The sequence below is a fragment of the Streptomyces sp. NPDC001980 genome (assembly GCF_040296885.1).
Lineage (GTDB): Bacteria > Actinomycetota > Actinomycetes > Streptomycetales > Streptomycetaceae > Streptomyces.
This window is the reverse complement of sequence record NZ_JBEOYD010000073.1, coordinates 1-24,522: the sequence shown is the minus strand read 5'-3', so window position 1 is coordinate 24,522 and position 24,522 is coordinate 1. Positions and strand designations below refer to the sequence as shown.

At 69.9% G+C, this 24,522-nt stretch carries 29 protein-coding genes and 1 pseudogene; 20 read left to right on the top strand and 10 right to left on the bottom strand.

Features of this window, described 5'->3' with window-relative positions; all coding sequences use genetic code 11:
- The first annotated feature begins 102 nt into the window (after positions 1–102).
- Both ABT137_RS48895 and ABT137_RS48890 read left to right on the top strand, forming a co-directional pair.
- Positions 103–216, top strand: a complete 114-nt coding sequence (locus ABT137_RS48895) for a DUF6192 family protein (protein ID WP_351720083.1) — start codon at positions 103–105, stop codon at positions 214–216.
- A 3-nt stretch (positions 217–219) separates the two neighbouring features.
- Positions 220–594 (top strand): hypothetical protein, encoded by a 375-nt coding sequence (locus ABT137_RS48890; RefSeq protein ID WP_351720081.1) that lies wholly within the window; start codon positions 220–222, stop codon positions 592–594.
- A gap of 82 nt (positions 595–676) precedes the next feature.
- Here the strand turns inward: ABT137_RS48890 and ABT137_RS48885 are convergent, their stop codons facing one another.
- Positions 677–1,285, bottom strand: a complete 609-nt coding sequence (locus tag ABT137_RS48885; RefSeq protein ID WP_351720079.1) for a TetR/AcrR family transcriptional regulator — start codon at positions 1,283–1,285, stop codon at positions 677–679.
- A 57-nt stretch (positions 1,286–1,342) separates the two neighbouring features.
- Between ABT137_RS48885 and ABT137_RS48880 the strand changes: the two genes are divergently transcribed.
- The 3 genes and pseudogenes from ABT137_RS48880 to ABT137_RS48870 all read left to right on the top strand — a co-directional run bounded on the left by ABT137_RS48880 (position 1,343) and on the right by ABT137_RS48870 (position 4,523).
- Positions 1,343–2,242 carry an alpha/beta fold hydrolase gene (locus ABT137_RS48880; RefSeq protein WP_351720077.1) on the top strand — a complete coding sequence of 300 codons (900 nt, stop codon included), beginning with the start codon at positions 1,343–1,345 and terminating at the stop codon, positions 2,240–2,242.
- Positions 2,243–2,301: 59 nt separating this feature from the next.
- Positions 2,302–3,063 (top strand): annotated as a pseudogene (locus ABT137_RS48875) (IS5 family transposase); the annotation flags it as partial.
- A 677-nt stretch (positions 3,064–3,740) separates the two neighbouring features.
- Positions 3,741–4,523: an IS5 family transposase gene (locus ABT137_RS48870; protein ID WP_351720074.1), complete on the top strand. Its 783-nt coding sequence runs from the start codon at positions 3,741–3,743 to the stop codon at positions 4,521–4,523.
- Here the strand turns inward: ABT137_RS48870 and ABT137_RS48865 are convergent.
- Complete coding sequence (locus ABT137_RS48865) at positions 4,489–4,761, bottom strand: hypothetical protein (RefSeq protein ID WP_143604712.1); 273 nt, start codon at positions 4,759–4,761, stop codon at positions 4,489–4,491. The genes ABT137_RS48870 and ABT137_RS48865 overlap by 35 nt on opposite strands.
- A 19-nt stretch (positions 4,762–4,780) precedes the next feature.
- Positions 4,781–5,716, bottom strand: a complete 936-nt coding sequence (locus ABT137_RS48860; RefSeq protein ID WP_351720072.1) for a MerR family transcriptional regulator — start codon at positions 5,714–5,716, stop codon at positions 4,781–4,783.
- A 131-nt stretch (positions 5,717–5,847) separates the two neighbouring features.
- On the opposite strand from ABT137_RS48860, the gene ABT137_RS48855 reads away from it, so the two are divergent.
- From ABT137_RS48855 to ABT137_RS48840, 4 genes are all read left to right on the top strand, one after another.
- Complete coding sequence (locus ABT137_RS48855) at positions 5,848–6,219, top strand: nuclear transport factor 2 family protein (protein ID WP_217551111.1); 372 nt, start codon at positions 5,848–5,850, stop codon at positions 6,217–6,219.
- Between the two features lie 118 nt (positions 6,220–6,337).
- The gene (locus ABT137_RS48850) at positions 6,338–7,288 is read left to right on the top strand and encodes an alpha/beta hydrolase fold domain-containing protein (protein ID WP_351720069.1); all 951 of its coding nucleotides are present in this window, start codon (positions 6,338–6,340) and stop codon (positions 7,286–7,288) included.
- 178 nt (positions 7,289–7,466) lie between these two features.
- Positions 7,467–7,883 (top strand): YybH family protein, encoded by a 417-nt coding sequence (locus ABT137_RS48845; protein ID WP_351720067.1) that lies wholly within the window; start codon positions 7,467–7,469, stop codon positions 7,881–7,883.
- Positions 7,884–9,772: 1,889 nt separating this feature from the next.
- Entirely contained in the window at positions 9,773–9,952 is a 180-nt protein-coding gene (locus tag ABT137_RS48840; RefSeq protein ID WP_351720065.1) for a hypothetical protein, read from the top strand.
- A gap of 314 nt (positions 9,953–10,266) precedes the next feature.
- On the opposite strand, the gene ABT137_RS48835 is transcribed toward ABT137_RS48840, so the two are convergent.
- The gene (locus tag ABT137_RS48835; protein WP_217554704.1) at positions 10,267–11,070 is read right to left on the bottom strand and encodes a VOC family protein; all 804 of its coding nucleotides are present in this window, start codon (positions 11,068–11,070) and stop codon (positions 10,267–10,269) included.
- 472 nt (positions 11,071–11,542) lie between these two features.
- Here ABT137_RS48835 and ABT137_RS48830 point away from each other — a divergent pair, with 472 nt between their 5' ends.
- Together ABT137_RS48830 and ABT137_RS48825 are read left to right on the top strand one after the other, a co-directional pair.
- Positions 11,543–12,082 (top strand): DUF5133 domain-containing protein, encoded by a 540-nt coding sequence (locus ABT137_RS48830; protein WP_351720062.1) that lies wholly within the window; start codon positions 11,543–11,545, stop codon positions 12,080–12,082.
- 174 nt (positions 12,083–12,256) lie between these two features.
- The gene (locus tag ABT137_RS48825; RefSeq protein WP_217554672.1) at positions 12,257–12,469 is read left to right on the top strand and encodes a hypothetical protein; all 213 of its coding nucleotides are present in this window, start codon (positions 12,257–12,259) and stop codon (positions 12,467–12,469) included.
- Here the strand turns inward: ABT137_RS48825 and ABT137_RS48820 are convergent.
- The gene (locus ABT137_RS48820) at positions 12,415–13,302 is read right to left on the bottom strand and encodes a hypothetical protein (RefSeq protein ID WP_351720058.1); all 888 of its coding nucleotides are present in this window, start codon (positions 13,300–13,302) and stop codon (positions 12,415–12,417) included. The two genes, ABT137_RS48825 and ABT137_RS48820, sit on opposite strands and share 55 nt — an antisense overlap.
- A 268-nt stretch (positions 13,303–13,570) precedes the next feature.
- On the opposite strand from ABT137_RS48820, the gene ABT137_RS48815 reads away from it, so the two are divergent.
- Positions 13,571–13,876 (top strand): NIPSNAP family protein, encoded by a 306-nt coding sequence (locus tag ABT137_RS48815; protein WP_351720055.1) that lies wholly within the window; start codon positions 13,571–13,573, stop codon positions 13,874–13,876.
- A gap of 97 nt (positions 13,877–13,973) precedes the next feature.
- On the opposite strand, the gene ABT137_RS48810 is transcribed toward ABT137_RS48815, so the two are convergent.
- Positions 13,974–14,123, bottom strand: a complete 150-nt coding sequence (locus ABT137_RS48810) for a hypothetical protein (protein ID WP_351720053.1) — start codon at positions 14,121–14,123, stop codon at positions 13,974–13,976.
- A gap of 511 nt (positions 14,124–14,634) precedes the next feature.
- Here ABT137_RS48810 and ABT137_RS51175 point away from each other — a divergent pair.
- Entirely contained in the window at positions 14,635–14,709 is a 75-nt protein-coding gene (locus ABT137_RS51175; protein WP_099504217.1) for a 50S ribosomal protein bL37, read from the top strand.
- A 613-nt stretch (positions 14,710–15,322) separates the two neighbouring features.
- Here ABT137_RS51175 and ABT137_RS48805 read toward each other — a convergent pair.
- Entirely contained in the window at positions 15,323–15,943 is a 621-nt protein-coding gene (locus ABT137_RS48805) for a SpoIIE family protein phosphatase (RefSeq protein ID WP_351720050.1), read from the bottom strand.
- A gap of 226 nt (positions 15,944–16,169) precedes the next feature.
- On the opposite strand from ABT137_RS48805, the gene ABT137_RS48800 reads away from it, so the two are divergent.
- Complete coding sequence (locus ABT137_RS48800) at positions 16,170–16,796, top strand: sugar phosphate isomerase/epimerase family protein (protein WP_351720048.1); 627 nt, start codon at positions 16,170–16,172, stop codon at positions 16,794–16,796.
- Here ABT137_RS48800 and ABT137_RS48795 read toward each other — a convergent pair.
- From ABT137_RS48795 to ABT137_RS48785, 3 genes are all read right to left on the bottom strand, one after another.
- Positions 16,684–17,700 (bottom strand): alpha/beta fold hydrolase, encoded by a 1,017-nt coding sequence (locus ABT137_RS48795; protein WP_351720046.1) that lies wholly within the window; start codon positions 17,698–17,700, stop codon positions 16,684–16,686. The two genes, ABT137_RS48800 and ABT137_RS48795, sit on opposite strands and share 113 nt — an antisense overlap.
- A 303-nt stretch (positions 17,701–18,003) precedes the next feature.
- Positions 18,004–18,384 carry a PIN domain-containing protein gene (locus ABT137_RS48790; RefSeq protein WP_351720096.1) on the bottom strand — a complete coding sequence of 127 codons (381 nt, stop codon included), beginning with the start codon at positions 18,382–18,384 and terminating at the stop codon, positions 18,004–18,006.
- A 128-nt stretch (positions 18,385–18,512) separates the two neighbouring features.
- The gene (locus tag ABT137_RS48785; protein WP_351720043.1) at positions 18,513–19,328 is read right to left on the bottom strand and encodes an alpha/beta hydrolase; all 816 of its coding nucleotides are present in this window, start codon (positions 19,326–19,328) and stop codon (positions 18,513–18,515) included.
- Between the two features lie 379 nt (positions 19,329–19,707).
- Between ABT137_RS48785 and ABT137_RS48780 the strand changes: the two genes are divergently transcribed.
- From ABT137_RS48780 to ABT137_RS48755, 6 genes are all read left to right on the top strand, one after another.
- Positions 19,708–20,013, top strand: coding sequence for an MSMEG_0570 family nitrogen starvation response protein (locus tag ABT137_RS48780; protein WP_351720041.1), 306 nt, complete (start codon positions 19,708–19,710; stop codon positions 20,011–20,013).
- Entirely contained in the window at positions 20,010–21,326 is a 1,317-nt protein-coding gene (locus tag ABT137_RS48775) for an MSMEG_0569 family flavin-dependent oxidoreductase (RefSeq protein WP_351720039.1), read from the top strand. Before ABT137_RS48780 ends, ABT137_RS48775 begins: the two co-directional genes overlap by 4 nt.
- Positions 21,327–21,331: 5 nt before the next feature.
- Positions 21,332–22,147, top strand: a complete 816-nt coding sequence (locus tag ABT137_RS48770; RefSeq protein WP_351720037.1) for an amidohydrolase family protein — start codon at positions 21,332–21,334, stop codon at positions 22,145–22,147.
- Positions 22,148–22,188: 41 nt separating this feature from the next.
- Complete coding sequence (locus tag ABT137_RS48765) at positions 22,189–22,713, top strand: MSMEG_0572/Sll0783 family nitrogen starvation response protein (RefSeq protein WP_351720035.1); 525 nt, start codon at positions 22,189–22,191, stop codon at positions 22,711–22,713.
- Between the two features lie 9 nt (positions 22,714–22,722).
- Positions 22,723–23,808: an MSMEG_0568 family radical SAM protein gene (locus ABT137_RS48760; protein ID WP_351720033.1), complete on the top strand. Its 1,086-nt coding sequence runs from the start codon at positions 22,723–22,725 to the stop codon at positions 23,806–23,808.
- Positions 23,778–24,522 (top strand): MSMEG_0567/Sll0786 family nitrogen starvation N-acetyltransferase (locus tag ABT137_RS48755; protein WP_351720030.1); only part of this gene is annotated, 745 nt, incomplete at its 3' end. The genes ABT137_RS48760 and ABT137_RS48755, both read left to right, overlap by 31 nt.

Genomic DNA, 24,522 nt, shown 5'->3' with positions numbered 1-24,522 from the left:
TCAGATGCGGGCCCTGACCCGCTGCACCGGATGTCCGAGCGCGTCCCCGATGGCGGACAGTTCCTCGTCGCTGAACCAAGCGCGCCCTGAGTTCCAGAAACCGTGCGGCGGCAGATCGGACGGGTCCGCGCGACGGCGGACTGGCTCGAAGGAGCCGTCGACAACGGAGAGTTCACGCTGGACGAGCAGCTCGCGCAGCTTCTTCGGGGCGAGTAGGCCATGGCCCGCAGCCCTCGCCGCCCGGCCCAGCCGCTGTCGGAGCACTTCGGCGACCTGGTGCGCGTCGCGTTGATGGAAGCACGGCCGGCCGGGCTGAGCACCGTCCAGCTCGTTGCCGCCACGAGGCTGAAGAAGTCCCAAGTCCAGCGCGGTGTCCGGCACCTTCGCGATGTCGGCGCCGCGGAGAACCTCACCCGGGTCATCTGGCGGCGCAAGGACGGCTATCTGTTCTCCGACGATCCCGCGGACTGGATCGAGTACGAGAAGAAACAGCTCGCCCAAGTTCTGGGCCCCCACCCGGATGACCACGGGCACGCTCGCCCGCATCTGGCCCGCTGCTCCGACGACGAATGGGCCCGGCCGGTGGACGCCTGAGGGCTGGGCCGAGTCACTTCCTGCCGAGCCGCCGGCTGCCCCAAGGTCTCTGCAGATCCATTGGCGACGGAGTCGTTCCCGCCTATCGCGGCCCCGACGGTTCGGCCGGTCGATTCGGCTGAGCCTTGGCATTCTTGGCGGCGGCTGCCGCGACGGTTGCCAGGTCTTCGCCCGAGAAGCCGGCGCGGCTCAGCACCGCCAGGGATTTGTTCGTTGCCAGCGTGCACAACGCCAGCTCTGCCGCCTCCCGATCATCGGCCCCCGCCGCCAGCAAGGCCTGCTCCAGCATCGCCCGCAAACCGTCGATCATGGCGCGGACCATCGCCCGGCCCTCCGCGTCGAGGGTCGGGAACTGCGTTGCCGACACCGTGAGCAGGCAGCCATCCGGGACCGTCGGGTCGGCGATGCGGTTCAGGGTGACCCGCAGGTAGGCGGCCACAACGGCGCTCGGGCTCGGGTGGGGGCCGGACAGCGCCTGCTCATACAGCGGGTGGTAGGTCTGCGCGTACCGTTGGAGACTTTTCCGGAAGAGGGCGCTCTTGTCACCGAAGGTGCCGTAGAGCGAGCCCCGGCCCAGGCCCGTGCCCTCGGTCAGGCGATCGATCGAGGCCTCCGAATAACCCCAGCGCCAGAAGACGTGCATCGCACGTCGTAGCGCCTCGTCCACGTCGAATTGCTTGCGGCCTGCCATGGTCCGTCAGCATACACATCCTGTACCGATCGTTCAAAGATGTGTATGGTCGCCAGCATGACAAGCTTGAGTTCGCTGCGGCTGCCTGACGGATTCCTTGACGTCTTCACCAGCCGGCTCGTGGAGGTGAACGGACTGCGGCTGCACGCGGTCACCGGTGGGGACGGCCCGGCGCTGCTGCTGGTCGGCGGGTGGCCCCAGACCTGGTACGCCTGGCGGGAAGTGATGCCCGCGCTCGCCCGCCAGCACACCGTCGTCGCCGTCGACTCACGCGGGGCCGGGCTCTCCGACAAGCCCGACGACGGGTACGACGCCGGCACGCTCGCCGCCGATCTGGTCGCGTTGATGGCCGCGCTCGGGCACGACCGGTTCGACGTGGTCGGCCACGACATCGGTACGTGGACCGGATACGCCCTCGCCGCCGATCACCCCGAGCGGGTGGGCCGGCTCGCCATCCTCGAAGCAGTGATCCCCGGCCTCACACCGTCCCCGCCGTTCTTCGGCCCGCACGCGGCCAACCAGAAACTCTGGCAGTTCGGCTTCAACCGGCTCACCGACCTCAACGAGGAACTGGTCCGGGGACGGGAGCGGCTCTTCTTCGGCTGGCAGTTCGCCACCAAGGCCGCCACGCCGACCGCGATCCCCGCGTACGCCGTCGACGTCTACGTCGACGCCATCGCCGCGGATTCTCGCGCACTGCGGGCGAGCTTCGCGTACTACCGGGCGCTGGACGAGACGATCGCGCAGAACGAGCAGCGCAGCAAGACCCGGCTGACCCTGCCGGTGCTCGCCGTCGGCGGCGCGCTGTGGAGCGGCGCGAATGCCGCCCAGACGATGCGGCTGGCGGCCGAGGACGTCACGGGGGTCGTCCTCGACGACTGCGGCCACTACCCGGCCGAGGAGCAGCCGGCGCGGTTTGTCGAGATCCTGGAGGACTTCCTCGTGGCCAACCAGTAGCAGGCACACCACACGGCTCAACTTCGCGAACGACAGGCGGAGCTTCACAAACTCCGCTACACCCTGGCCGGCTTCGCGTGGCTGACCGGGTTGCGCTGGCCGGGATCGTTTACGTGCTGCGCAAGGGGGTGGCCTGGCGGGATGTTCCTGCTCCGATAGTGGGCTGCTCGGGGGTGACGGCCTGGCGCCGTCTGCGGGACTGGACTGAGGCCGGGGTCTGGCCCCGTCTGCTCGCGATACTCCTCGGCGAACTGCGAAAGGCGGGTCTGCTGGAGATGGACGACTGCGCGGTCGACGTCTCCCACGTAAGGTCTCTCAAAGGGGGGACCACGTGGGACCGTCGCCGGTTGACCGAGGCCGTCCGGGCTCCAAGCACCATGTGCTCGTCGATCGCCGCGGCACCCAGCTGGCTGTCTTGCTGACCGGCGGGAACCGGCACGACGTCACCCAGCTGCTCCCTCTTCTCGACGCTGTCCCCTGCATACGAGGATTGCGAGACCAGCCCCGGAACAAGCCCAAGAGGTTGTACGCCGATCGCGGCTACGACTTCGACAAGTACCGCCGTCGCCTGCTGTGGAAGCGCGGCATCAAGCCCTTCATCGCCCGGCGCGGCATGGCCCACGGTTCAGGTCTGGGCAAGACCCGGTGGGGGTCGAGCGCACATTCGCCTGGCTCCATCAGTTCAAGCGGCTGCGAACCCGCTAGAGCGCCGCGCTGACTTGCATCTAGGACTTCTGCAACTTGTGTGTTGCGTCATCTGCCTGCGCCAACTGTCCAAACGTCGGCCCAGCGATCAGGCTGCCCGGACCGGGGTGCAGTGACGCATCGGTCAGCTATCACACTCGCCCGATGAGTATAAAGAGTCAGCACGGTCGTTCCGTTGATCCGGAGGAGTTGCTGCTGCTGCGGACAGACTGGAGTTCGGTGGAGCATTGCTGCTCGAACGTTGCTCCAGCGACGCCTATGATCTTGCGACAACTACTCGACGACGACGCGGTGCGGATATGACGCCGACATCGAAGCGTTCCGCGTCCTTCGGTCAACCCTCTTTGACGCCATCCATCCCTTCCTTGCGGACCGCGAGCCGGAGATCCGCAAGGCCGCCCTCGCGGCTGTACTCCCGTTGGTTACATCACCAGAACTAGCTCACCACGTCGAAGCTCTGCACAAGGATGTCCGCGCGCTTGCTGCCGACAGATCCCCGACCCGCCTTTCTGAACCCACCTTTAAGACGGCGTTGTTGTACCGATCATGCTGAGCGCGAGTTCGAGCGTGGTGGTTCGGTCGGGTGGTCTTCTGGCGATTAGTGCATAGGCGCAGGGCGTTCTGCACAGCTCGTGGGTGTCGAAGTCCATAGCAAACAGGAGGCCCTGTGGTGCGGTGTTCCCTGTTGGTGCCGCCGGGGTCCAACCGGGTTGCCCAGGCGTGTGACTGCTTCGCGCACAGGCTCGGCAACGCGGGCGACCGGTCGGACAGGCGGCCGAGGTATCCCTCGGACATGACGGACGCGGAGTGGGCCGTGGTGCGCCACGCGCTGCCGGTCCCGGCTTGGATGAACGGCAAGGGAGGACAGCCGGAGGGGTATTGCCATCGGCAGATGATCGACGCTGTGCGACATCTGGTCGCGGGAGGCATCACCTGGCGGGCGATGCCTGCGGACTTTCCGGCCTGGGACCGGGTCTACGCCTTCCACCGGCGCTGGCGCCTGAAGGGCTTGCTGGCAGAACTGCACGATCGGCTGCGCGGCCTGGTCCGCGAGGCCGAGGGCCGCGACCGGGAGCCAACCGCGGCGGTCATCGACGCGCAGTCACTGCGTGCCGCGCCCAGCGTCCCGTGCCCCACGTCCGGGTGGGACAACGGGAAGAAGGTCGGCGGTCGCAAGCGGCACGTCGTCGTGGACTGCCTTGGGCTGCTCCTGGTCGTGACGGTGACCGCCGCGAACGTACAGGACCGGGACGCGGCCGGGCCGTTGCTGGAGCGTCTGAGAGACCGCTTCCACAAGATCGTGCTGGTGTGGGCCGACGGCGGCTATGCGGGGCGGCTGGTGACCTGGGCTGCAGAGAAGCTGCGGCTCACCTTGGAGATAGTCAGGCGAAGTGATGACGCCTCGGGGTTCGTGGTGCTGCCCAGGCGCTGGGTGGTCGAGAGGACGTTGAGCCGGCTGATGCGATCGCGGCGGCTGGTGCGCGACTACGAGGCCCTGCCTGAGGTTCATGAGGCCATGGTGCTGTGGTCGATGACCATGCTCATGAGTCGGCGGCAGGCCCGACAGCGAGCGTGAACCTGCCCGGGACCGGCTCGGCCAGCCAGCCCCGGTCCGTCAGCCGCTTGGCCCGCGAGCGCACCCGGCCCTCGATGTTCGCCGAGGTCGGCTCCAGCCCGAGGCCGGCCGCGAGCTCCTGGCACGATACCGTCTCACCGCCTGGCGAAGACCTCCCGGCCAGCAGAGCGAGGATGCGCTGGTAGTCGACCGCGAGTGCACCCGCCGCGAGCCCGGGACGCCACACCGGCACGATCACGCTGTGCTCCCTGGCTTCGTCAGTTGGATGGCTTCGCCTGTTGAGGGCCGGTTCTCCTGGCTCGGTTCGTGAGGAGCGGCGTCGTCCGTTGCCGGCCGCCGTCGCCCTTGGGCTCGGCGGGCTGGTGGGGGGACGGTCCGGTGTGGAATATCGGCCAGCAGATTTCGGTGCGCCACGTGGCCGGGTCCGGGCTCTCGCGGCGTGCGACGGGGTAGTACTCGCGGATCGGGCCGTCCACGGCCAGTGCGTGTTCGGCGACGTAGGCGCCGAGGGTTCCGTAGGCCAGGTCGATGTTCGTGTGCGGGCCGCGGTGGATGATCGTCGCCAGCTCGGCAGGCGGTACCACCAGCGCGTCGACCCGGCCCATCGGGCGTACGGGTTCGGTGCAGGGCACGAAGACCGTTGCCGGTCCGTGTTCGTGGGTGAACAGGTCGGTGCTGAAGATCCCCCCGGCGGGTGAGCCGGCGGCCAGACCCTGGGCGTCGAGCGTCGCGTAGATCTCACCGAGCGCACCCTGGTACCAGGTCAGCGCCTCGGCGACGTCCACGGTCTCGGTGATCGCGGCCGCCGACGTGGCGGGAACGCTGCGGCGCCCGATCTCGGCCCGGGTGCCGCCCGGCGGGCGGGTGAGCAGGTCGCGCAGCGAGACGACCGCGCTCTGGGTGCGCGCCAGCTCCTGCTCCATCTGGTGCAGGTGCGCGGCGAGCAGGGCGTTGCGGGTGTCGAGGTCGGGGGCGGTCAGTACCTTGGCGATCTGCTCGACGGGCATGTCCAGGGCGCGGAAGCGGCGGATGATCTGCGCGGTGGGGATCTGTGCAGTGGTGTAGTACCGGTGGCCGGTGTGCCGGTCGACCTCGTCCGGTTCCAGCAGGCCCACCCGGTGGTAGTAGCGCAGCGTCTTCACGCTCAGGTGGGTGGCCCTCGCGAAGTCCCCGATCGGCAGTGTCGCGTCCATGCCTGCCACTGTGCCACCTCCCCTTAGGGGAGATGCGCGGGCGCTCGCGGGTCTTGTACCTCTCGTTGGGGCAGGTCCGAGGCTGTGTGCAGGCGGTCAGCCGGGCCGCCGGCCTGAAGGGAGCCTTGATCATGACCACGCCCACGACTGCGGTTGTGCCGTCCGTCGTCGCCGAGTACCTGGCGGCGGTCAACGCCTTCGACCTGGACCGGATGGTGGCCACCTTCGCCGAGGACGCCTACGTGAATGACGCGCGCCGCGAGATCCGGGGCATTGGTGCCATCCGGGCCTGGGCGGAGAAGGAGATGATCGGCGACCGCGTCACGATGGAGCCGGTCGAGGTCGTCGAGCACTACGGGCAGATCATCGTGCGCTCGCGTTATGACGGCACCTACGACAAGACCAGCCTTCCGGTGGAACTGGTGATGTCGGACTACTTCAGCGTGCGCGACGGCAAGATCGTCAGCCTCGCCGTGATCCGCAACCAGCCCTGCCCGTACTGAGGGGTGCCGCGCCGTCCGGCCCGCCCGCGGCGCACGCAGAGCGTCCCGCCGGGCTGCGTGCACCGCCACCTCGTTGCGCCCGCATCCGTCCACCTCTGGAAAGCGAGAACCACGTCCCGTGAACTACACCCTCGACCCGGAACTCGTCCCCCTCCTGACAGCCCTCGCGGGGCAGGCCGCCGGCGCGCCCGCCCGCGAGCGCGGGGACTGGAAGGCGATCCGCGAGGCCGGCACCCTGGGCCAGGCCGCCATGGCGGCCTTGGTCCCCCCGGTCACCGGGATCAGGACCGCCACGTACTTCGCCACGGCGCCCGACGGCGCCCGGATCGAACTGCGCTGGTACACCTCCGGGGAGACCATGGCGCCGGGCCCGGCGGTGCTCTACGCCCACGGCGGCGGCATGATCCTGGGCGACCTGGACGCCTACGACACCCTGCTCTCCCGGTACGTCGCGCACAGTGGGGTGCCGTTCCTGTCCGTCGGCTACCGCCTGGCGCCCGAGGCGAGTGGCACCATGCTCGCCGAGGACGTCTTCGCCGGCCTGACCTGGCTCACCGGCCACGCGCACGAACTGGCGGTGGACACCGCACGCATCGCGGTGATGGGCGACAGCGGGGGCGGCGCACCCGCCGCGGCCACCGCCATCCTGGCCCGCGACCGGCACATCCCCCTGGCTCGCCAGATCCTGGTCTATCCCATGCTCGACGATCGCAACCAGAGCCCCGACCCGGCCCGCGAACCCTTCCTGACCTGGACCTACGACGACAACTACACGGCGTGGAAGGCGGTGCTCGGCGACACACTGGGAACCGCGGATGTCTCCCCGGTCGCCGCACCGGCCCGCCTGAGCGACTTCACCGGCCTGGCCCCGGCCTACATCGACACCGGAGACCTCGACATCTTCCGCGACGAGGACATCGCCTACGCCGCGCGCCTGGCCGCCGCGGGCGTCCCCGTTGAACTGCACGTCCATCCCGGCGTCCCGCACGGATGGGACCGCCTCGCCCCGCACTGCGGGGCCGCCCAGCGCGCCTTCGCCGACCGCCTCCGCGCCCTGGCCGCCCTCTGAACGGCCCGCTCCTCGGGGAAGCCCCCAGGCGACCAGCACAGGCGGCACGCCCCGGGGCAGGAGACCTCCCCTCAGGGGAGGTCTCGCCGCCGGGCCGGGTCTTGCACCTCCCCTGACGGCACACCGCAGGCTTGCCCGTAGCGGCCGATCAAGGCCGCAAGACGAAAGGAGCAACGTCATGACGACGATCGAGCAGGACAAGGAAGCCATCATCGCCATCGTCCGCGAGATGACGGAGTCGATGACCGGCGCGCAGAGCACCCGCCACTGGGCGCCGGACGTGCTCTGGTTCGACATCCCCCCGTTCGCGTCCAGGGGCATCGCGCCGGCGCGCAAGCTGTTCGACGACACCTTCGCCAACTTCGAGTCCTGCAAAGTCGACATCCTCGAACTGGACGCGAAGGTCAACGGAGACATGGGCATCGTCTGCACGGTGCAGAGCACGGACATCGTGCTCAAGAACGGCGGCACCAAGCACGTCATGGCCCGGCAGACCGACTGCTTCGAACGGCGGCAGAACGGCTGGGAACTGATCCACCAGCACGCCTCCGTCCCGTCCGGCGGCGAGTGGGACGGCACGATCACCACCGCCTAGGACCCGGCCCGCGCCGCGACCAGCCTCCCCGACCACGGCCGCGCCCGCGACGGCATACCCACCCAGCCCCGCCGCGGGCAGCAGCCCAGCCGCCTTCACCACGCCCCGCCCCAGAACGTCCGGTCCGTCACGGCACCGGCCGAACTCATCGCTCGCCACCGCCCAAACCGTGTACAACAACCTCCCCAGGAGAGGGGGCTCACCATGAGCGTGTTCGCACAGGGCGGCCCACTGTACGGCGGTCACGGGCGTCCCACGCTCCCGCAGCCGCTCCAGCGCCCCTTGTGCCGCTGCCACCTCCGCCTCCAGGTCGCTCGCGGCGGCCTGCAGCGCCTCAGCGCGCCGCCGGTCGGAGAGAGCACGCTCGCTCAGGGCCTCGACCTGCCGGCGGCTGCGCCGGCTTTCCCACGTCGCCGCCACCTGAGCGGCACAGCCGTGCAGATCGCGCCGGTCGTCCGCGCCGAGAGGCCGGCCACGCGCGGCCGGCGTCCGTCACCGTCACCTCCGTATCCGCCTGCTCCGGTCGCTCCGGCGGGCGGGGCCCCGAACTGGCGGTGACGAACCACCGGCGGCTGTCCGAGCCGTCCCGCTGTGGCAGGCTGAGCGCCTCCAGGCCGAAGGTCGTACGGACGCGTTCCAGCAGAGCCGGCAGATCGTCCCGGCCGCGCAGGGCCGACGTCGCCAGATCCGCGAGCGCCCCCGCCTACGCCGAAGCCCGCGCGTGCCGACGAGCCCGCCGGGCCGACCGTTCGACGGCAGCACTGACCACGGCGGCCACGGCCACGAACACCAAGTCCACGACCTCGCCGTTTCGCTCGGTGCAAGGCCGGGGCTTGCCGTTCACGATTCCCGGCACCTTCAGTCGGCTGCCTGCGCGTCAGGCCGTTGTGGGGGTATCGGGAGCGCATTGTGGTGCTGGCTGCGGGCCCTGCGGTGTAGACGTAGGTCTGGCTGTCATCGAGGCGGCGGCCGGTCTTGGCGTCGACATCGGCGTGGTCGCTAGTGGCCGGCCACTCGTCCCACTCAGGCATCGCGCGCGCGGAGGAGATGTGAGAGGGGGTGTTGGCGGGTTGTCCGACGTCGCGGGGGCGGGGTTCTCCTCGGGTACCGGAAGCGGCTGCCGCCAAGGCGTGGACGTGTCGATCTTCGGTGCGGTTCGGCCGAGCCATTGCGCTGTGGCCCTCGCGTCCGCACGGGTTGGAAGGGACACAGCAAGGAGGCGGAAAGGAGCGGAGGGCCGGAGCTCGACGCACACGACGGGTCTGCCGGACTGGATGGCCACGAAGTCCAGCCCGGCGTGGTGGCTGCGCGTGCCGATGCACCGGACCCCTGGAATCGAGAGGCCGCGCTGCGGGACTCCGCGCAGGGCGCGCCACCAGTCGGGTTCGACCGTCACCCGGCACACCGCCGTCAGCGATACGCGCACGTCGCCGCGGCGCGCGGCTGTCTTTTCCCGCCATGTCAGGTGCACGACCAAGTGGTCGTCGTCGGCGAACATCCGTGCCATCGCTTCGCTCCTCCTTTCCATCTTCGTTCGGGAGGCTGCTGTATGGCGCGCGGGCGTTGTCTTTCTTGGCCCCCGCGGGGTTGAGGGCCGGGCGAGGCCGGGTCGGATCACCCGACGAGCAGTTTCCGGGGCACACTGAAGCTGTGCGCCGAACGCGCTGGTCAAGCGGCTCACTGCAACGTTATAGAGATGGCTGACGGTCCCCGGTCCAACGACGTGACCAGAATCCATGTCCACGCCCGCTGTTCACGCTTCCTCGTCGCCCCCCACGTAGCGAGCGACGATGACGGTGGGCACGTAATTGCCCGTTGCTCACACTTCTCTCGCCGCGTCACGGCCGAGGGTGGACCATGGGGTTAGCGAGCGAAGGAGGAGGCCCATCATGCAATCCGGAGCCTCGGACTACGAGCGCTGGCTATACGCGCGTACCCCGTCGCAGGCCGAGGGGGAGCGCGACGAGCCGGGCGAGCGCAGCGCCACGGAACAGCACCCGGACGTGCCCAGGACCGAACCGTCTCAAGCGGAGGGCGAGCGGGCGGACGACGTCCCGACGAGACAGTGAACTCCGTGCCGGGGAGCCGGAGTCGGCCCGGATGCTGCGCTCGGGAGGAACCCATAGCCCGGTCTCGTGCGTGCGCTCGACGTGCCACCGCCGACTGGCCCGGATCGCTGTGCCTTCTTGCCCTGGTGGGTGATACGACCGTGCAGGTGGCGGGTGGTGAGGTCGGTGCGGGTCGGATGACGGTCATACCCGCTGGACGAACTCGGCGAGCTGGTCATCGGTGACGTTACGGGCCATGTCCGCTTCGCTGGTCATGCCGATCACGACCTTGTCCCCGGCCACTGGGAGGCCCTTGATCCGGTGGCTCCGCCTTGTCAGTACTGCCGACGCGAGGTCACGGTGAACTGGGCGCCGTCGGGGTCGCGCAGTGTGGCCTCCCGCCGGCCCTCCGCCAAGACACTGCCGCCGCATTTCCCAGCGGCATGGACGCACGGTCCCACGTCGGCAACGGTGAAGTGGACCTGCCAGTGCGGCCGGACCGACGGGTCGGGTGGCGTCTCCACCGAGCCTGACTCGATGCGGGCCACGACGGCGCCCCGGCTGCGCAGCAGTACTTCGCCTCCCGCGTACTCGACCTCGCAGCAGCCGGGCAGGTCCGAGGCCCAGTCGAGGGCCTCGCCGTAGAAGATGGCCGCGTCGAAGGCGTCACGGGTGTGCAGGGTGATGAACGTCGACGCTGCCTGCCGCCATGCCTCCCACTCGGTGACGAGTTTCCCCTGCCACACCCCGAAGCGGGCGCCGTCGCGGTCCGCGAGCAGCGCCGCCCTTCCGGGAGGGAAGGAGATCGGCCCCACTGCCACGGTCCCGCCGCGCTCCCGGAAGCGGGCGACCGCCTCGTCCGCGTTCGCCACGGCGAAGTACGGCGTCCAGGCCACGGCCATCTGCCACGTGGTAGCCATCTCCGCGACCCCCGCGACGGGTACCCCGTCCGCCAGTGCGGTCCGGAAACGGTCGCCGAGTCTGGCGGTGCGCCACCGCCAGCCCAGTACGGCCCCGTAGAAGTCCTGCGTGGCGTCGAGGTCGCGGCTGCTCAGACTCACCCAGCACGGCGCGCCGAACACGGAACGTGTGGAGACGGCATCCGTCGCACCGGAGGAGTGTGTGGTGCCGTGGTTCATAGCCATCGCGCCCTGGGTTCGTACGCCGTCAGCCACTGCTTTGCCCCCAGTGTCCGACCAGAGTTGTGGTCCTGCATGTCTGTTGCGGCGCGTGCGCGGCTCCACCCGTCCGGCGCACTTCGCTCCCCAGGCGCAATGCGTTGGTTCTGCCGTGGCAGCACAGCGATATGGCACGGGTGTGCAGTACACGGAGTTGCGGGTGCAGCTCCAGCGTGTCCTGGCGCGCAGCGAGCCCGCGTTCATGGGGCGCCTGGGCGTTGCCGGTGATGAGGACGGTGAGAACGGGGTCGAGTCGCCCGGTGCTGCGGAGACGCGCACCGTGGAGGGCGACCCGTATGGCCCACTCTCCGGAGGCGAACCGTGATGACGTCGCCCGTACGGCACCGGCCCGGCAGCCTGCTGGACAGGTCCTTCGCCGGCTTCGGCCGGGGTGAGACCGATCGCCGCCGAGTTCGAGGAGCTGGTCGAGCGCATGAACCGGCTGCTGCAGGGCGCCGCCGCCGTACCTGCCGCCGCACTGGCCTGGTCTCCTGCGGCGGACATGCCAGAGATCGACGACGCGTATGTGCTCGAGGCGGAATTGCCCGGGATCAGGCGGGACGACATCGAGATGAGCGAGCGGGAGCTGCGCATCAGCGCGGAGTACAAGGAGCGGGAGCGTGAAGGTGTCCTGCGTCGAACCACCCGCCGCGCCGGCCGTTTCGAGTACAGACCCTGCTGCCCATCGTGCCAAGGCGGAGGAGGTCAGTGCGACCCTGCACGAGGTGCGACCGCATGCTGTTGCCCCACGTCAGGACCGCTGCCGCTGCGCTTCGCGCGTAACGGTCTGCTGCGGGATCCGCTGAGCTCGCTCAGCTACCGCCGGCTCGACGATGCCGCCTACACACTCTGCGTCCTCATGGGACTACGCAATGCCGCAGACGCCGTGGCACGGGCGGAGAGCCTTCTCGTCCGGGCCTCGACCGAGCACGGCAGGCGCCGGGGCGGGCACGCGCGCACCGGCATCCGCTGACGCCGCACCGGGGCCGACCGCTCGTTCCGTCGCCACCCAGGCAGTACCAGCGGGCGCCGCCTCGCGCGGCAAGCAGTGGATTTATGGTGGTCGTGAGGGATTTTATTCGGTCATCGAGCCGAGCGGTGTACGCCGCTTCGCCTGGTGTCCTGCTTGCCCGTCTGCGGGGGCGTCATGCGAGTCGAACTGGTCCAACCCGCCGCCAGCGTGCTCTTCGATGTGCCGGACGAGATGCACGCGGAGATCATGGCGCTCATCGACGCGGTCACCGAGGACGCGAAGATGCGGGCCCCGGACCTGGCGGCAGCGTTCGGTGAGTGGTGCTGGCTCGTCTACACGGTCCACGGAGAGGTGATTGAAGTACTGGACGTCGGCTGCGCGCAGTGAGCCTCTACTCGGTCGCCTGACTGCCACCGCGTTTCGGGCCGGGACTCGTAGCGCAGGCTGTGGAAACGACCGTCCTTCTCGCGCCCCGCGGGGTCGACTCCCAGCGCCCGTACCGCCTCGATCGCATACCGCTGTTCCCGCTCGTCGGTGAAGAGACGCTGCGGATAGGTGTGGGAGACATCGACGGCGGTGCTCAGACCGTGCACGGCCAGTACCCGGACGATCGGGTGGTACGACACGGTCCGCAGAACGAACGCGCTGACCCACACCGGCCTTCTGACACTGTCCAGCAACGCCCTGAATGTGCGAGCGGTGATATAGCTGCCGCCGCCTGTCAGCGTGATGAGGCCGACCTCGGCGAGCGCGCACCTCAGACCAGGGCTGGGTGGACTCTGTTCCAGGTCATCGGTGAAGGCGGCGTCCAGCAGTCCCACCTCGAGTGCGTACCGCACGGCGGGTGCCGCCACGTCCAGGCCGAAGACAGGTACTGCGTCCGGTCGGCGTCGCTCGGCATAGAACTCCTTGTCCCATGCGGCGAGCTCTGACCTCGACATCGTCTGGCAAGCAGGGGAGGTGTACCGCTCGTACATCTCCGCCAGCGTGACGTCGTGGTTGAGCAGCGCGGCATTGATCCCGTACGAGCAGCACACGTCCAGCATCGCCAGCCTGCCGGGGTGGCCGTCGTCGAGCGCGGCCCGGTCGGTTGCCACCTGCCGGAAGACCGGCTGGGCATGGTGCGGGATCTCGTACTCAAGCGGGGCGAGCCGCTGGAAGTACGCGCGGGGGTCCGGACGGTCGTAGATGTCATCGAACCGCGATTTGCCGCCCGCCACATCGCCGGTACCGCCATGACCGGATTTTACCATTGTGTCCCCCTCCTCCTGGAACGCTGATTTACGTCCATCATGTCCTGCCTTCCGTGCCGGGGACGTCTGCCGCGCACGGTGCAGTACAGGGCACACCGGCGATTCAGCCCCTGCCGACACCACAGGGGGATTCTCCGCAGCACCGCGATTGCCGCTCAGGCGCAATCGGTGCTGCGGACCTACGGTGGTCGCATGGGCGCCGACAAGCCGGGCCGACGTAGCGGAGGAGGATGGGATGGATGAACACTTCGTCTGGGTGTCGACGCGCCGCATTCGGCCGGGCACCCTCGATGACTTCGAGAAGGCGTGGCGGCCGGCCACCCGTCCGCAGGGTATGCACCGTGCCTTCGCGTACTGGTCCGAAGACGGACAGGAGATCACCGGGGTGTCCTTCTGGGACTCCAGCGAGGCGTGTGACTCCTGGCGGGCCTCCGAGTCGGAGACGCGGCGGCGGGCCGCCATGGCCCCGTACGTCGTGGAGGAGCGGGAAGGCTTTTACCGTGGCCGTGAACTCGCCATCCCCAGCGGTCGCCCCGGGTGAGGGCCCTGCATGAGTGGCTCAGCAACGGGGGACCCGGTGGGTATGGAGGGCGCGCCTGTGACTGTCGAGCCGCCGGGCCCCGAGGGTGGTCGACGGGTTAATCGGGCCGCAGCCATTCGTTGAACTCCGCCTTGATCTGCCGCTCAAGCCATTCCGTACCCGAGGAGACGCCCTCGGAACGCTGCTTGAACTTCGCCTGGACGACCCCGCAACCGTGCCATTGCTCCCTCTCGTACGGGTAGGGCACGGTTCCCTCGAACGTTGCTTCGCGGCCCCCCGTCCTTGCCGTCACCGAAGACCGAAACTCCTGGTCCTGGAACACACTTGACCAGCGTCTGGGACAGATGCTCGAACTCCCGGGACCCCAGGCGGGTCAAGTCGTAGTTCACCAGGTCATGGTGGCACGTGGGCAGTCTGCGCTGTGGAAACAATCAGGGATCGCCGCCGGCTGAATGGTCCCGGTGTCACGGTAGAACCAGCAAGGGGACGGGCAGAGCTGCGACGGTTGCCGTCCCGTTCCGCAGAACCACCTCTGCGGCGTGCACGTCTGGGCCCGTTGGCCACGCGTACTCATCCATCAACAGATCATGACGCAGTGCGCGGCCAGGGGCTTTGGAAAGCGCTTGATGGTCCGAGCCCTGCACTGCCTCTGACCTGCGGCCGGCAGCACGCGCCCACAGTACCGCTGATGCGGACACTCCGGGCCGAATCTAGACTGAAGAAGGCATAGAAAGTCCCGGATTAGGGAGATGTGCACCATGGCTAAGCGAGGGAACAAGCGACGCGGCCGCAAGAAGAAGAAGGCGAATCACGGCAAGCGTCCCAACGCCTGAGCCAACCTGAGCAGAGGGCCGGACTCGACGAGACGGCTGCGGATTTCCGGTTGGCGAAACCGGGGATCCGCCCCGAACCTTGGTGCACCACCCGCCCGCGCACACCCGCACGGTGATCGCCTACACCATCACGCGGGACGCCATCACCGCCCGGCCGAGGCCACTTCTCGGGAGTGCCGCCTTTCGGGCTCTGGCAGGGTTCGGGCACCTGTTCGCCGGAGAGCGCGGCACTCGAGGCGAGGCGCACGATCGTGGCCGCTCCCGCGTCCGTCACGCCGACGGCGAGGCGTACCTGGGGCAGTCGGTTCAGCGGGGGCGGCAGTGGGCAGTCGTCGAGACGGACGGGTACGACGTGTTCGCGTTCCGCCCGGGCGGGGACCCAGGCGGCCTCGGCAGCGTACGACCACAGCAGGACGACGGCGTCCGTCCCGACCGTGTCGGCATCGGGCACGACGTCGACGCCGGCACGCGCCAGTGCGGCGGCGAGAGACGCGGCCTGCCGCTCGTCCTTGGGCTCGTACGAAAGTTGAGCACGCACGATCTCATAATGCGACAGGGTGGCACGCCGTTGTGTTGGCGCTGCAAAGCCCGCTGCGACAGGCCGGCGCGGTAGTCACGGCGGATCGCGGCAGTTCACCGGGCTGATCCGATCGCCGTCTTCCGGCAGATCGACCACGACCGCGGTCACGAAGCCTTCGGGGTAACGGGAGGGGCAAAGTTCCTGATCCGTGCCGCCTGGCAGTGCAGCGGCTGCCGAGACATCCTCAACCAAGTTGTGTTCAAGGTAGGTGGCAACGTCTGCAAGCGGGAGACGGTGCCAGGCTGAGCGCCGGAAGGCGTTGAGGACAAAGCCGACCTCTTCAATCGTGGCCAGCCCCTTGCCTTTAGCATCCCCGATCAGAATGCGCGTGGAGTGATCCACCTCAGCGACCGAGTACAGGTCTCCGCCGGCCGCTGCCTCCTCGTCAGCGGACAGGTAGACAGATGCGATCCGCAGCGAGCCCACCCTGCGCGGCAGCGGCCGAAGCAGCACTTCCTGAGTTGACGCAGCCACCCACCGAGCCTGCGCCAGCGCCCGCTGCCGGCGCTCCCGTACCACTGCCGCCCGCGCAGCGATCATTCCGACCAGCCCCACCGCGATCAACTGCAGGTAGATGTTGCTGTTGGTCATTTGCAGTTCTGCTGCTAGGGCGAGAAGCATGATGCTCAAGGTGACGGCCGTGACCAGGAGCACCGTCCGGGAACGTCTTGGAGGACCGCCCCGCCACACTCGCCAGGATCGCCGGCCTCGGGGTGGCCACGGTGGAGCCCTTCCGCCTGGGCCGCAGCGAGCTGAACCGTGCCGCGCGCCTCGCCGAGGCGCGCTCGCTGAAGGCCGCCATCGACGCCGCCGGCCTCACGGTCTCCTCCACCCACGCCCGCCTGCCCGACGCGAGGACCCCGGCTGGTTCTTCGAGGAGATGGCCGAGGCCGACGCACCCATCGCCATCGCCTCCACCCCCGAAGCACTCCCCGGATTCACCCGCGACGCTCTGGTCTCGGCCGACGGAGTGCGCAGGTACGCCGACCGCCTCAACGCCCTCGCGAAGGCAGCGGCAGCCCATGACCTGCGGGTCGGCTACAACCACTACGGGGAGTGGACCCCGCTCGACGACGGCCGCTACGGCTACGACGTGCTGTGGGACGCCCTCGACCCGTCGGCCGTCGCCGAGGTCGACCTCTACTGGGCACAGACCGCGGGCCAGGTCCCCGCCGACGTGGTCGCCAGGCTCGGCGAACGAGTCGAACTCGTCCACGTGAAAGACGGCCCCGGAGTACGCGGCGAACCCCAAGTCGCCGCCGGACAGGGCTCGGTGGCCCTGGCGGACGCCCTCTACGTCGGCCGGGACGCGATCCGCGTGCACATCATCGAAGCGGATCGCATCGCCGAAGGGGCGGACATCTTCGACCTGGTCGAGGAGAGCGTGGCCTGGCTCAAGGCGCGTCAGGGCGGCCGATGCGGCTCAGCCAGTCGGCCAGGCGCGTGTTCACCAGGTCGGGGCGTTCGAGGTGGAGCCAGTGGCCGGCCGGGACGCGCGCCTCCGTGAGGTCGGAGCAGTACGCGCGCATGGGTTCGGCGAGGCGTGTCGTCACGACGTCGGCCGTGGCGTCGTAGTCGGCGCCCAGGAAGAGGACGGGAAGGTCCAGCCGGCCGCTGTTGACCGCCTGTCGGGCGTACACGGCGTTGGCCTCGTGGTTGAGGTAGTAGGCGGTGGGTCCCGCGAAGCCGTTGCGCGTCAGCGACTCGGTGAGGACATCGGCGTCCTCCTCGGTGAGGACGGCCGTGTCCAGCGGGAGGTCGGGGGCGCGGTCGGCCCCGCCGAACCAGCCGCCGTCCCGCCGTAGCGTGGCCCGCGGGGAGACCCGCGTGCCCGGCGCGATCGGGTCGCCGCGCCGGTACAGTGCCCTGACGCTGCTGCCCGGGTCTGCGTCCAGCACCGCCGTGGCCCGTTCGGGATGCTCCTCGTAGTAGGCCATGTAGTCGAACTGCGCCATGGGATAGGTGTCTTCGGGGTACAGGTCGCGGTTGACCAGCGGCAGCATGGCCGCCAGGCCCCGTTCCAGGGTGCGGTAGGGAATGGCCAGGCTGGCCACCGCCGCGGTGTGGTCGGGGTGGTGGCCGGCGAGGTTCCAGACGGTTGGGCTTCCCCAGTCGTGGCCGATCCAGACCGCCCGGTCGCGCCCGAGGTGGTCGAGCAGTTCGAGCATGTCGTGGACGACGTTCTCCTGGCGGTAAGCGTCTGGGGAGCCGTACACGGTGGAGTGGCCGTAGCCCCGGAGGTCGGGTGCCACGACCCGGTAGCCCAGGGCGGCGAAGTGTGTCAGCTGCTTCCGCCATGTGGCGGCGAGGGCGGGCCAGCCGTGCACGAAGACCAGCAGCGGCCCCCCGGTCGGGCCGGCCGTGAGGTAGGACGTGGTGTGCGACGGGCTGGTGAGGGTGTGTGCGGTCATGGCGGGACGGGACATTTCGATGTGCCTCCGGCGGTGAGGGCGCGCGAGGTCATCGCGCCGCGGACTGGTCGGGTGCGGTGGACCGGTCGGATGCGGCCGGTCCGTGCGGTTCGCCGCCGGCCGCCGGTGTGTCGGCGGGACGTCGAGAGGGTGTCATGCTGAAGGCGGCCAGCGCGCGGAGGATCGCCGAGCCCGAGATGATCCACCACCCGGACGCGTAGACGGCGCGGACGTCGGAAACACCAGAGACTGATGACGAGTAGATGCAGAGCCGAAAGGGGCCCTCGTCGACGAGGGCCTGGGTCAGATCTTGATCAGGGTGGCCTGTCCGCCGCACAGCGTGGTCAGGTCCTCGGGCTCCGCGCTGAGGATGGTGACGGGGCCGGGGGCGGCGAGGGCGGTGGCGCTGAGCATGGCGTCGATGGCGTACTTGTGGCCGTCTAGGCCGGCGTCGGCGAGGAGAGCGGCGGCGTGGCGGGCGATGGGCTCGGTGACCGGCTCGACGACGAGGCGGGACAGCGTCCACTGCAGGGCCGGGCGGTTGGTCCGGGGGTGGACGACCTCGACCAGGGTGGCCGCGGACGTGATCACGCGCAGGTCGTCGGCGCGGGCCAGGGCGAGCCGTCCCGTGAGGGACCGGTCGCGCAGTATGGCCTTGGCGAGTCCCTCGCTGTCAAGGATCAGGGTGCCGCCGGGCGCGGCGTTATGGCGTCATTCGTGGAGCGGCCTGTGCGGCCGGTCCAGGTGCGCGTGGTGGCTTGGGGGACCGCGGGGTGCGGTGCGGGTTCGTTGTTGCCGTGGAGGCTGCCGGGTCAGATGTGTAGTTCGGCCAGACTGGCGGTCGCCGAGATCTGCGGGGTGTAGGCGTTCGCCTTGTCCCGGGAGGTTTCGGTGGAGCCGTCGTCGATGGATGCCGGGGGAGGAGCGGACAGGTCCTCTACGTGTGCGGGCGCGGTGTACGCGGGTACGTCCGGGCCACCGTGCGGCTCGCCCAGCGGCGCGGTCCGGGCCGTCTCGTTGGAGAGGCGGTCCCGCACGCCGCGGTCCGTGATCTGGCGGGCGGACAGGGTGTTGTTGCGGTCGTCCAGGATGGGGGTCATGGGGACCTGGCCGATCGGCCTCGGTCCTTTGCGGTCGCGGGCCGGCAGGGCGGCCGCGGCCGTCGGTCCGTCTCCGGCGCTGGTCCTCGCGACGGGGATCCGATCCGGGGCGCCGCAGAACTCGCCGGCGTGTTCCGCCGTCCACACCAGTCCGGTGTGGGCGTTCTCCACCGGAGCGGGGTACGGGTGCTGGGGTGTGCGCCGGTGCTCCGCCGGCGCGGCGGCCGCGTCCAGGTCGCGCGTCCAGTCCGGGACCAGGTCGACGCCGGTGGGGTTGTTGCCGATGACCATGGCGCCTCCATGGGCGCAGTGGAGGACCGGCCGGGGGCCGGCGGTCTTCGGGGCGGCCGGGGGGCAGGTCGGCAGCGAGACATCGGGCTTTCCTTCCGGTCCCGGTACCGCTCGCTCCTCGACCTCGAAGAACCCTCCTCGGCTCAGCTGCTCGTCACTGGGCGGCGTGGCCGCCTCGCTCTGCCGCATCGCGGCGACCACGTCGAGCGTGGAGACCTGCGGGGGCCGTTCGGGCACGATCGCCGGTGCGGTGCCGAGGTCGGGGTCGAACGGGGGAGGAACCAGGGTCGTGTGCTTCTTCTCGTGAGGGTGCCTGCGGGTACGGAAGTGGGCGGGAGAACAGCGTCGGTCTCAGATCGAATATCTGGAGCCGCCGAGTAGCGGTATTGCTCCGACAAATGGCGGGGCTCCGGCCCCGCAGGTCTCGTTGATCTCGCGTGAGGTGCCGGAATTTGCCCCTGAGGCAAATTCCCGCGGGTCGGGCTCGGTTCGGCGTGAGGGTTCCGTAACTCCGCTTTAGTCCGGATGACTTGGTTCGGTAATCGCTGCTGGCTGAAGTGGTGGGCACACGCAGCGTCGAGGTGCGAGGACCTCGGCGCCAGGCATGGAGGATGTCATGCCCGAGATGTATTTCGATGTGCGCTGGCCCGACGGTGACATCCAGCGTTGTTATTCCCCTTCCACGGTAATCGAGGAGTACTTCACGGTGGGTGCCGAGTACGAAGTCGCCGACTTCCTGGAGCGGAGTCGGACGGCGCTCGGAATCGCCGGTGAGAGGGTACGGGAGAAATTCGGTTTCTACTGCACCGGCGCCTCCGGCCAGCTGGAGCGGATCGAGGAGACGGCACGTGTCCGTGCCTTCCCGGCCGGCGGCAAGGTCACTGTCGAGGCGCTGCTCGACGCCGACGGGAGCGCACGGTGACCCCTGCGCCCCAGCTCTCGGGAGCCCACTACACGGTGGCCGTGGTGGGCGGCGGCCAGGCCGGTCTGTCGGTCAGCCACTGCCTGGGCGAGCGTGGTGTCGACCATGTGGTGATCGAGGCCCACCGGATCGGGCACGAGTGGCGCGAGCGCCGCTGGGACTCCTTCTGTCTGGTGACCCCCAACTGGCAGTGCAGGCTGCCCGGCCACCCCTACGCCGGTTGCGACCCCGACGGCTTCATGGTCCGCGACGACATCGTGCGCTACCTGGAGGAGTACGTCGCCGCCTTCCAGCCGCCGCTGGTCGAAGGCGTGTCCGTGACCCGGCTGCGACGCTCGGCGAGCGGTGTCTTCGGCGTCACCACTGCCGCGGGGGAGTTCACCGCCGACCAGGTCGTCGTCGCCACCGGCCCCTACCACACCCCGAAGCTGCCCCGGATGGCCGAGCGGCTGCCTTCCGGCATCGAGCAGTTCCATTCCTCCGGCTACCGCAACCCGGACCGACTTCCGCACGGTGCCGTCCTCGTGGTCGGCACGGGCCAGTCCGGCTGCCAGATAGCGGAGGACCTCCACCTTGCCGGCCGGCAGGTGCATCTCGCGGTCGGCAGCGCGCCCCGGGTCGCCCGCTTCTACCGCGGCCGTGACTGCGTGGCCTGGCTGGACGACATGGGCCACTACGCCAGGAGCATCGACGGGTTCGACGACGCAGACGCGGTGCGCCTGCGGGTCAACCACTACGTGACCGGGCGCGACGGTGGCCGCGACATCGACCTGCGCGCCTTCGCCCGCGACGGGATGCGTCTGTACGGCCGCCTCACGGAGGTCGAGGGACCGGTCCTGGAGTTCGCCGGCGACTTGAAGACCAACCTCGACCACGCCGACGCGGTGGCCGAGAGCATCAAGGACGCCATCGACGCGCACATCGAGGCCAGTGGCGTCCAGGCGGCGGCCGAAGCCCGCTACCGGCCCGTATGGCTGCCGGACGAGCAGCCGAGCGCCCTCGACCTCGGCGAGGCCGGCATCACCTCCGTCGTCTGGGCCACCGGCTTCACCCGCGATCACCGCTGGATCGAGATCCCCGCCTTCGACGGCCGTGGCTACCCCATGCACTGGCGGGGCGTCAGCAACGTCCCCGGCCTGTACTTCCTGGGTCTGCCCTGGCAGTACACCTGGGGCTCGGGCCGGTTCGAGGCCGTGGGCCGGGACGCCGAGTTCCTGGCCGGCCACATCGACGCCTCGCGCCGCCTGGCCGACGTGTGCGGCACTCTTACCGGCGCGCCCAACGCCCTCGCCTCCGCCCTCCCGATCGGCTGACGGCCATGGTCTTCGACGCCCACCGTCACATCGGTGTCCTGCCCGCCTACCCCTTCTACGGCGGCCCGCCCGTCAACCCCGACATCACCGCCCGCGCCACCATCAAGCAGCTGATCGCCGACCTGGACGCCGAGGGCACCGAACGCGCCCTGGTCATCCCCAACTACGGCGTCCCCGACCCGGCCGTCGCCTTCTCCTTCAACGAGCTGGCGATCGAGGCCGCTCAGTCGGACGACCGGATCCGGGCGGGCCTGTGGGTCTCGCCGCGTCCCGAGGACGGGCAACGCACCGCGCAGGCACTGGCGTTGGCGGGGGAACCCGGGGTGAAAGCGCTCAAGCTCAGCTTCCTGCTCGGCGGCCGTCCCACCGACCCCGGCTGCCGCCCGCAGCTGGACCGCATCTTCGCCGCCGCGGCCCGGCACGGCCTGGTGGTCCACGTCCACACCTCTCCCGGCGCCGCTTCCGACATCGACGAGGTCGGCCACCTCGTCGACTGGTACGCCGACCGCGTCCCGGTCCATCTGGTGCACTTCGGCGGCGGTATGAGCGGCCACATCAAACTCGCCGGCTTCCGCTTCTTCGACTGGATCGCCGCCGGCAAGCGCGTCTACACCGACCTGTCCTGGGCCATCGGCTTCCTGCCCTACTGGCTGGCCCGGGAGATCGAGCAGCGCGGCATCGGTCACGACCGCGTGCTCTTCGCCAGCGACCAGCCGTGGGGCGACTTCACCGGCGAGTACGCCCGTCTCGCGCAGGCGACCGGCGGCGGCCAACTCGCCGACCTCGTCTTCCGCGACACCTTCGCCGCTCTCTACGACTGAACCCCTTCTGCCCAACCCCCGCCTCGCACAAGGAGATTCCCATGACCGAAACAGCAGCCCAGCTCAGCGACGTCGAGCAGAAGTCCCTCGAGGAGATCCCGCACCCCTCCCTCCCCGAGGGCTCCAGCATCTACGGCTCCACCAAGGTCTTCCCCGACTACCAGGCCGAGAACGGCGAGACCTACTTCACCCTGGTCCACGGCATCGCGCACGAGTCGTCCGTGTCCTTCGTCGCCGTCCTCCAGGCGACCCGCGCCCTGCGCAAGGGCTTCGAGACCGCCATCTACTTCTACGGCCCCGGCTCCCTCAACTGCCTCGCCACGCGCGGTTTCCCCACCACCGGCAACTCCGCCTTCCCCGGCGAGCACAACATCAACAACCAGCTCAAGACGTTCATCGCCGAGGGCGGCAGGGTCTACTGCTGCCGCTTCGGGCTGTCCCTGCACGGCGCCCGCGAGGAGGACCTCATCGAGGGCGTCATCCCGACCCACCCCCTCGACGTCCAGGACGCGCTGATCCACTACGCGCGCAAGGGCGCCATCATCAACTCCACCTACCAGCTGTAAGGGGCCGGCATGAGCGTGGACACCGGCTCTGCGGCGGTGGATGTGCGGATCATGACTCGCGCCGAACTCGCCCTGCGCGGAGTGGTGTTGGATGCCCCCGTGCGGCGGCCGGACGGCGCGGGGCCGAGCGACGACGGGCACGTCCTCGTCGACGGTGCCGGTGCCGCGCTGCCCCGCAACCCCGACAGCCCCTACCGGGTCCGCGACGGCAGAGTGTGGCTCGGTGACGAAGACACCGGCCTCACCCTCACCGCCGTACAGCGCCCGAAGTTCTACGAACTCACCACGGCCGACGGCATTCCCTACGAGCACATCGCCCGCCTGCACGGCGCCGACGTCCTCGCCACCACGGTCGTCCAGACCTGCATCCGTTACGCCGAGTCCGACCGCTGCCGCTTCTGCACCATCGAGGAGTCCCTGAACTCCGGCGCCACGGTGGCCGCCAAGACGCCGGCGCAGCTCGCCGAGGTCGCCGAGGCAGCCGTACGGCTCGACGGCGTCAAACAGATGGTCATGACCACCGGCACCACCACCGGACCCGACCGCGGCGCCCGCAACCTCGTACGGTCGGTCCGGGCGGTGCTGGAGGCCGTGCCCGGCCTGCCGATCCAAGTGCAGTGCGAACCGCCCGGCGGCCTCGCGTGGATACAGGAACTGCACGACGCCGGCGCCACCGCCATCGGCATCCACGCCGAGTCCCTCGACGACGCGGTGCGCCGCCGCTGGATGCCCGGCAAGTCGACCGTCCCACTGGCCGAGTACGAGGCTGCCTGGGACGAGGCGGTACGCGTCTTCGGAGCCAACCAGGTCTCCACGTATCTCCTCGTCGGCCTCGGCGAGGACCCCGACGAACTCGTCGCGGGGGCAGGAGACTTGATCGACCGGGGGGTGTACCCCTTCGTCGTCCCGTTCCGCCCGATGCAGGGCACCCTCGCCGCCCGCGACGGCGTCGCCGCCCCGAGCGCCGAACTGCTGCGATACGTCACCGAAGGCGTCGCCACCAGGCTGCGTGCCGCGGGGATGCGCGGCGCCGACCAGAGGGCGGGGTGCGCGGCCTGCGGGGCGTGCAGCGTGCTGTCGACGGCGGGCGGGTGAGGGGAGTGCTGCTCGACGGATCCCCGGCAACTGCGGCGACAGAAGGGCCGTACGACATCCTGGCCCTGCTGGGCGACCGGAGCACCCTCGCTCGTGAGATCTCCTTTCGCGTGGAAGAGGCGGGCACGCAGGGCGAGTTGGCGGACTACCGGCGGCTGCGGCAGGACGTGTTCGTGCACGAACAGGGGCTGTTCGACGGCCACGACCTGGACGATCGCGACACCGACCCGCGCATGCTGGTGCTGGTCGCCAAGGACGCGGCGGGCACGGTCCTCGGCGGGGTGCGGCTGGGGCCGGTCGACGACGGCCCGGACCTCGGCTGGTGGGCGGGCGGCCGGCTCGTCGTCGCGCCGAGCGCCCGCGGCCTCCGGGGCATCGGTGCCGCACTGGTGCGGGCCGCCTGTGCGCGGGCCGAAGCAGCGGGCGTACTGCGCTTCGACGCGACCGTCCAGGCGCGGGGCGAGCCCTTGTTCCGGCGGCTCGGCTGGCGTTCGGTGCGCCCGGCCGAGGTCGCGAACACGCCGCACATGCTGATGCGTTGGCCCATCGGCCGGATCGCGGAGCAGGCGGCGGCCACGAAGTCCGCGCTCGGCCCGCTGCTCGCGGCTCTCCTCGGACGGGCGGTCGGTGATGCCGCCCCGGACCCGGTCGGCGGGGCCCCGGGCAGCGCGTCACGGGCCGTCCTCGGCGGTGTGGGATTCGTCGGTGACGACG

Bases quoted from the DNA above. Each gene is read 5' to 3' on its own strand.
- ABT137_RS48890 (WP_351720081.1), top strand. From the start codon at position 220: ATGGCCCGCAGCCCTCGCCGCCCGGCCCAGCCGCTGTCGGAGCACTTC.
- ABT137_RS48885 (WP_351720079.1), bottom strand. From the start codon at position 1,285: ATGGCAGGCCGCAAGCAATTCGACGTGGACGAGGCGCTACGACGTGCG.
- ABT137_RS48880 (WP_351720077.1), top strand. From the start codon at position 1,343: ATGACAAGCTTGAGTTCGCTGCGGCTGCCTGACGGATTCCTTGACGTC.
- ABT137_RS48870 (WP_351720074.1), top strand. From the start codon at position 3,741: ATGACGGACGCGGAGTGGGCCGTGGTGCGCCACGCGCTGCCGGTCCCG.
- ABT137_RS48860 (WP_351720072.1), bottom strand. From the start codon at position 5,716: ATGGACGCGACACTGCCGATCGGGGACTTCGCGAGGGCCACCCACCTG.
- ABT137_RS48855 (WP_217551111.1), top strand. From the start codon at position 5,848: ATGACCACGCCCACGACTGCGGTTGTGCCGTCCGTCGTCGCCGAGTAC.
- ABT137_RS48845 (WP_351720067.1), top strand. From the start codon at position 7,467: ATGACGACGATCGAGCAGGACAAGGAAGCCATCATCGCCATCGTCCGC.
- ABT137_RS48840 (WP_351720065.1), top strand. From the start codon at position 9,773: ATGCAATCCGGAGCCTCGGACTACGAGCGCTGGCTATACGCGCGTACC.
- ABT137_RS48835 (WP_217554704.1), bottom strand. From the start codon at position 11,070: ATGAACCACGGCACCACACACTCCTCCGGTGCGACGGATGCCGTCTCC.
- ABT137_RS48830 (WP_351720062.1), top strand. From the start codon at position 11,543: ATGAACCGGCTGCTGCAGGGCGCCGCCGCCGTACCTGCCGCCGCACTG.
- ABT137_RS48825 (WP_217554672.1), top strand. From the start codon at position 12,257: ATGCGAGTCGAACTGGTCCAACCCGCCGCCAGCGTGCTCTTCGATGTG.
- ABT137_RS48815 (WP_351720055.1), top strand. From the start codon at position 13,571: ATGGATGAACACTTCGTCTGGGTGTCGACGCGCCGCATTCGGCCGGGC.
- ABT137_RS48800 (WP_351720048.1), top strand. From the start codon at position 16,170: ATGGCCGAGGCCGACGCACCCATCGCCATCGCCTCCACCCCCGAAGCA.
- ABT137_RS48795 (WP_351720046.1), bottom strand. From the start codon at position 17,700: ATGACCGCACACACCCTCACCAGCCCGTCGCACACCACGTCCTACCTC.
- ABT137_RS48780 (WP_351720041.1), top strand. From the start codon at position 19,708: ATGCCCGAGATGTATTTCGATGTGCGCTGGCCCGACGGTGACATCCAG.
- ABT137_RS48770 (WP_351720037.1), top strand. From the start codon at position 21,332: ATGGTCTTCGACGCCCACCGTCACATCGGTGTCCTGCCCGCCTACCCC.
- ABT137_RS48765 (WP_351720035.1), top strand. From the start codon at position 22,189: ATGACCGAAACAGCAGCCCAGCTCAGCGACGTCGAGCAGAAGTCCCTC.
- ABT137_RS48760 (WP_351720033.1), top strand. From the start codon at position 22,723: ATGAGCGTGGACACCGGCTCTGCGGCGGTGGATGTGCGGATCATGACT.